The organism is Klebsiella sp. MS 92-3 (genome assembly GCF_000195655.1).
Classification (GTDB): domain Bacteria; phylum Pseudomonadota; class Gammaproteobacteria; order Enterobacterales; family Enterobacteriaceae; genus Klebsiella; species Klebsiella pneumoniae.
Genome location: NZ_GL882816.1, coordinates 63,018 through 68,808 on the forward strand (window position 1 = coordinate 63,018; position 5,791 = coordinate 68,808).

Consider the following 5,791-nt stretch of genomic DNA (forward strand, 5'->3'; position numbering starts at 1 on the left):
GCCCCCCCGCGGGGGGGGGGGGGGGGGGGGTCGACGTTCTACGGCGGGGATCTCGACGGCATCAGCGAAAAACTTCCCTACCTGAAGCAGCTCGGCGTAACCGCTCTGTATCTGAACCCGGTTTTCGCCGCCCCCAGCGTGCATAAATACGATACCGAGGATTATCGGCGAGTCGATCCGCAGTTTGGCGGCGACGCGGCGCTGCTCCGGCTGCGCCACAACACCCAGCGGGCGGGAATGCGCATGATCCTCGACGGCGTGTTCAACCATACCGGCGATTCCCATCCCTGGTTCGACCGTCACCAGCAGGGCAGCGGCGGCGCCGGCCACGATCCGGACTCCCCGTGGCGCGACTGGTTTACCTTCTCAGAGGAGGGGCAGGCGCACAACTGGCTGGGCTATGCCAGTCTGCCGAAGCTCGACTATCGGTCGACCAGCCTGGTCAACGAGATCTATGCCGGTGAAGACAGTATCGTACGCCACTGGCTGAAGGCGCCATGGAGCATGGACGGCTGGCGTCTTGACGTGGTGCATATGCTGGGCGAAGGCGGCGGGGCGCGGAATAACCTGCAGCATATCGCCGGCATTACCCAGGCAGCGAAGCAAGCGCAGCCGGAAGCTTTTGTCTTTGGCGAACATTTTGGCGACGCGCGCCAGTGGCTGCAGGCGGATGCCGAAGACGCGGCGATGAACTATCGCGGCTTCACCTTCCCGATCTGGGGATTCCTCGCCAATACCGATATCTCTTACGATCCGCAGAAAATAGACGCCCAGACCTGTATGGTGTGGATGGATAATTATCGCGCCGGGCTGTCGCATCAGCAGCAGCTGCGGATGTTCAACCAGCTCGACAGCCATGATACGGCGCGTTTTAAATCTCTTCTTGGCAAAGACGTAGCGCGCCTGCCGCTGGCGGTGGTGTGGCTGTTCAGCTGGCCGGGGGTACCGTGCATCTACTATGGCGACGAGGTGGGCGTGGATGGCAATAACGATCCGTTCTGCCGCAAACCGTTCCCGTGGGATCCGGCGCTGCAGGATACCCAGCTGCTGGCGCTGTATCAGCGGATGGCGAAACTGCGTAAGGCCCACCAGGCGCTGCGCTACGGCGGCTGTCAGGTGATTTACGCCGAGGATAACGTGGTGGTGTTTGTCCGCGTCTACAAACAGCAGCGGGTGCTGGTGGCGATTAACCGCGGGGAAGCCTGCGAGGTGGTTATCGAAGATTCCCCGCTGCTGAACGTGGCCGGGTGGACGCTGCAGGAGGGCGCCGGCGCCTTCCAGGACGGGGTGCTGACCCTCCCGGCCATCTCCGCCAACGTCTGGTCCGGCCGTTAATGGTAGAGCTGGCTCAGCAGGTCGCCGCGGAGGAGCGCCTCCCGCCACCAGCGCTGAGCCAGCCCATCATTCCCGCTGCGCCAGGCCATATAGGTAATATCCTTTTCCCGCCAGCAGGCGACGCTTTTCTCCACCAGACTGCCTTTTACCAGCCACGGGCGAGCGATATGGCGCGGCAGAAAGCCGCAGCCCAGCCCGGCGCACAATAGTTCGACTTTACTGGCGAAATCATCGACGCCGATTTGCGGCTGCTCGTCGAGGAGATTGCTGTTGAGCGGATGGCAATAGCGGGCGCTGTCGCGGATCACGATGGCCCGATGCTGGCTGAGCTGTTTATTGGCCAGTGGCTCCTTCGCCTGAGCCAGCGGGTGATGGGGGGCGACGACGAAGATGTTATCCAACGCGCCGAGGGTTTGCCATGACCACTCCGCGGAGGTGGGCGGCTCATTGATGGCGCCGAGGATAATATCCGCCCCATGATGGGTCAGCTCTTCCCACGAACCGGCGAGGGTGTGATGGCTGAAGTTCAGTCGCGTCTGTGGGTTTTGCGCGTAAAACTCGGCGATCAGCGGCAGCAGGGCCGAAAAGGGAAATGAGGCGTCAAGGGCGATGGCTAGCTCTCGCTCCCAGCCCGCGCTCAGCTGCTGGGCCTGCTTTTCCAGATCTCTGGCGGCACTTAAAAGCTGTCGCCCCTTCTCCAGCATCAGCCGCCCGGTATCGGTAAATTTTGCCCGATGGCCGGAACGATCCAACAGCACGATGTTCAGATCGCTCTCCAGCTTCTGGATCATATAGCTCAGAGCGGCGGGGGTTTTATACAGCGACTCCGCGGCGGTGGCGAAGGAGCCGTGGCGGTCAAGGGCATCAAGGATCATCAAAACATCAAAGTTTACGCGCATATGAAGCTATCCATTAATTTGTTTTCTCTGTTGTACCTAAGCGCAATAATCAAAGCCAGTGAATAAATCAGAACAGTTTGGCGTAAAAATTTGATTAAAACAGGCGTGAATAAATCCTGGTCGCGGCAAAAAATATAAACCATAAAAAATCCTTAATAACTTGTTAGAAATAACTGGCTATACTCACCATGCTTTATCAGTCAGGATCCACACGACGCATTAACCATCATGTCATCTTTTTAACTAATTGATTAAGAATGTATTTTAATGTCTATTCGTGAACTACTCGATCCCACTAATTCCGCGCTTATCTTTATTGACCATCAGCCGCAAATGTCCTTTGGCGTGGCGAATATCGATCGCCAGACCCTGAAAAATAACACCGTGGCGCTGGCGAAAGCGGGCAAAATTTTTAATGTACCGGTGATTTATACCTCCGTAGAGACCAAAAGCTTTAGCGGCTATATCTGGCCGGAATTATTGGCCGTGCATCCTGACGTCAAGCCGATTGAACGTACCTCCATGAACTCCTGGGAAGACGATGCGTTTGTGGCAGCGGTGAAAGCGACCGGCCGTAAAAAGCTGGTGATCTCCGCTCTGTGGACCGAAGTCTGCCTGACTTTCCCGGCGTTGATGGCGCTGGAGGCGGGCTACGAGGTCTATGTGGTGACGGATACCTCCGGCGGCACCTCTGTCGACGCCCATGAGCGGTCTATTGACCGGATGGTGCAGGCGGGGGCGGTGCCGGTGACCTGGCAGCAGGTGCTGCTGGAGTACCAGCGCGACTGGTCGCGCAAAGCGACCTACGATGCGGTAATGGACCTGGTGCGCGAACACAGCGGCGCCTACGGGATGGGCGTGGATTACGCTTATACCATGGTGCATGGCGCGCCGGAGCGTAAAGCGTAAATCACTCCATCCTTCAGGCTGCTGCGTTGTTGGCTGCGTTTGTCCGTCCCCAGCTACTGAATTTATTCAAGTTCACGGGGACGTGCCCGCCTGCCGCTTCAACGCAGCATGAAGGATGTTGTGTCAGATCATTTATGGAGAGTGGCAGGAGAAAACCGGCCATTTCCCTGAAGCAAGGAACTCGTCATGGCGCAGCAAAAATCGGTGACCCTGGTTATCAGCCATCTGCTCGATCCGCAACACAGCCAGCGCTACGAAGAGTGGCTCGGTAAAATTATGCCCATTGCGGCAGAATTTCCCGGCCATCTTGGGGCGAATGTGATCCGGCCCGCCGCAGGGCAGAATCTGTGGAGCGTCATAATCCGCTTCGATACCCTGGAGCACCTCTACGCCTGGACGCAGTCGGAAACCCGTCGGCAACTGGTGGCTGAGATTGCCCCACTGCTGACGGAAGGCGATCGGACTGAGGTGCGGACTGAACCGGCCTTCTGGTTTACCCCGCCGACGGTGAACGTACGCCAGCCGCGGCGCTGGAAACAGTTTCTGATCACCCTGCTGGTGATTTTCCCCAGCACCAACCTGGTGCCTGCGGTGACCGGCATGCTGCTGCCGTCGCTTAAGGGGAGCCTGCTGCTGCACCTCATCAATGATGCCTGCGTGGTTGCGCTGGTGGTCTGGTTCTGGATGCCCATCGTGACCCGCCTGTTTGCTGGCTGGTTGAAGAAAAACTGAGTCAGCCTCCTCAAGGAGTGCGTTATGTCGCAAACTGCCACACTGATTCTGACCCACGGTCAGATTCATACCCTCGATCGTGCGAATCCCCTGGCGGAAGCCGTGGCCATCGCCGACGGAAAAATTGTTGCCACCGGAAGTCACGATCGGATCATGAGCTTTGCCGCCGAGGGGACGCAAATCGTCGATCTCAAAGGGCATACGGTGATCCCGGGCCTCAACGATTCTCACCTGCACCTGATCCGCGGTGGGTTGAACTACAACCTTGAGCTCCGCTGGGAGGGCGTCCCCTCGCTGGCGGATGCCCTGCGAATGCTGAAGGATCAGGCGGATCGCACGCCGTCCCCGCAGTGGGTGCGGGTGGTCGGCGGCTGGAGCGAATTTCAGTTCGCCGAGCGGCGGATGCCGACCCTGGAAGAGCTGAACGAGGCGGCGCCTGATACGCCGGTGTTTGTGCTCCATCTCTACGATCGCGCGCTGTTGAACCGTGCGGCGCTGAAAGCCGTGGGGTATAGCAAAGAGACGCCGGATCCGGCGGGCGGCGAGATCGTCCGCGATAGCCACGGCAACCCGACCGGGATGCTGATCGCCAAACCGAACGCCATGATCCTTTACGCTACGCTGGCCAAGGGGCCGAAGCTGCCGCTGGATCTGCAGGTGAACTCCACCCGTCAATTTATGCGCGAGCTGAACCGACTGGGGTTGACCAGCGCCATCGACGCCGGCGGCGGCTTCCAGAACTATCCGGAAGATTACGAAATTATCGAACAGCTGCACGCGAAAGATCAGATGACCGTGCGCATCGCCTACAACCTGTTTACTCAGCGGCCGAAGCAGGAGCTGGAGGATTTCGAACGCTGGACCGACATGCTGAAGCCGGGGCAGGGGACTGACTTCTATCGCGCCAACGGCGCCGGCGAGATGCTGGTATTTTCGGCGGCGGATTTTGAAGATTTCCTGCAGCCGCGGCCGGATCTGCCGCAAGGCATGGAGGATGAGCTGGAGCGGGTGGTACGCCATCTGGTGGAGCATCGCTGGCCGTTCCGCCTGCATGCCACCTACGATGACTCCATCAGCCGGATGCTGGACGTGTTTGAGAAGGTGAACCGCGATATCCCGTTTAATGGCCTGCACTGGTTCTTCGATCATGCCGAGACCATTACCGAGCGTAACATTGAGCGGGTGAAGGCGCTGGGGGGCGGTATTGCGGTGCAGCATCGGATGGCCTTCCAGGGCGAATATTTTGTCGATCGCTACGGCAAAGAGGCGGTGAAACATACCCCGCCGGTAGCAAAGATGCTGGCGCTGGACGTGCCGGTGGGGCTGGGCACCGATGCGACCCGCGTCGCCAGCTATAACCCGTGGACCGCGCTGTACTGGCTGGTCTCCGGGCGCACCGTTGGCGGGATGGCGATGTATGACGACGCCAACCGCCTGCCGCGCGATGTCGCGCTGGAGCTGTGGACGGCGGGCAGCGCCTGGTTCTCCAGCGAGCAGGGCAAGAAAGGCCGTCTGGCCGCCGGTCAGCTTGCCGATCTGGTGGTGCTGTCGAAAGACTACTTCAGCGTCGCGGAAGAGGAGATCAAAGGCATTGAGTCGGTGCTGACGGTGGTTGACGGCAAAGTGGTCTACGCCGCTGGTCACTTCTCGCCGCTGGCGCCGCCGCCTATTCCGGTGCTGCCGGAGTGGTCGCCGGTGGTGAAGGTCCCGGGCCATTACCGTTCCGCTCCGCCGGCGACGGCTAAAATCGGCGCCATAGTGCAGATGCACCAGTGCTGCGGTAGCTGTGGCGTCCACGGCCATCAGCATGATATTGCGCGTAAGTCGTCGATTCCGGTCTCTGACGAGCAGGCCTTCTGGGGCGTGCTGGGCTGTTCCTGCTTTGCCTTTTGATACCTGACGCCCCCCCCCCCCCC

At 59.7% G+C, this 5,791-nt stretch carries 4 protein-coding genes and 1 pseudogene; 4 read left to right on the forward strand and 1 reads right to left on the reverse strand.

Annotation, left to right across the window (positions count from 1 at the left end):
• Window positions 1-1,335 (forward strand): annotated as a pseudogene (gene malZ, locus HMPREF9538_RS0127825) (maltodextrin glucosidase); the annotation flags it as partial.
• On the opposite strand, the gene HMPREF9538_RS11880 reads toward malZ, so the two are convergent.
• Window positions 1,332-2,234, reverse strand: a complete 903-nt coding sequence (locus HMPREF9538_RS11880; protein WP_002890353.1) for a LysR substrate-binding domain-containing protein — start codon at window positions 2,232-2,234, stop codon at window positions 1,332-1,334. The pseudogene malZ and the gene HMPREF9538_RS11880 sit on opposite strands and share 4 nt — an antisense overlap.
• A 267-nt stretch (window positions 2,235-2,501) precedes the next feature.
• On the opposite strand from HMPREF9538_RS11880, the gene HMPREF9538_RS11875 reads away from it, so the two are divergent.
• The 3 genes from HMPREF9538_RS11875 (at window position 2,502) to HMPREF9538_RS11865 (ending at window position 5,768) form a co-directional block, all read left to right on the forward strand.
• The gene (locus tag HMPREF9538_RS11875) at window positions 2,502-3,143 is read left to right on the forward strand and encodes a hydrolase (protein WP_002890357.1); all 642 of its coding nucleotides are present in this window, start codon (window positions 2,502-2,504) and stop codon (window positions 3,141-3,143) included.
• Window positions 3,144-3,329: 186 nt separating this feature from the next.
• Entirely contained in the window at window positions 3,330-3,875 is a 546-nt protein-coding gene (locus HMPREF9538_RS11870) for an antibiotic biosynthesis monooxygenase (protein ID WP_002890365.1), read from the forward strand.
• 24 nt (window positions 3,876-3,899) lie between these two features.
• The gene (locus HMPREF9538_RS11865) at window positions 3,900-5,768 is read left to right on the forward strand and encodes an amidohydrolase (RefSeq protein WP_009485326.1); all 1,869 of its coding nucleotides are present in this window, start codon (window positions 3,900-3,902) and stop codon (window positions 5,766-5,768) included.
• Window positions 5,769-5,791 lie beyond the last annotated feature (23 nt).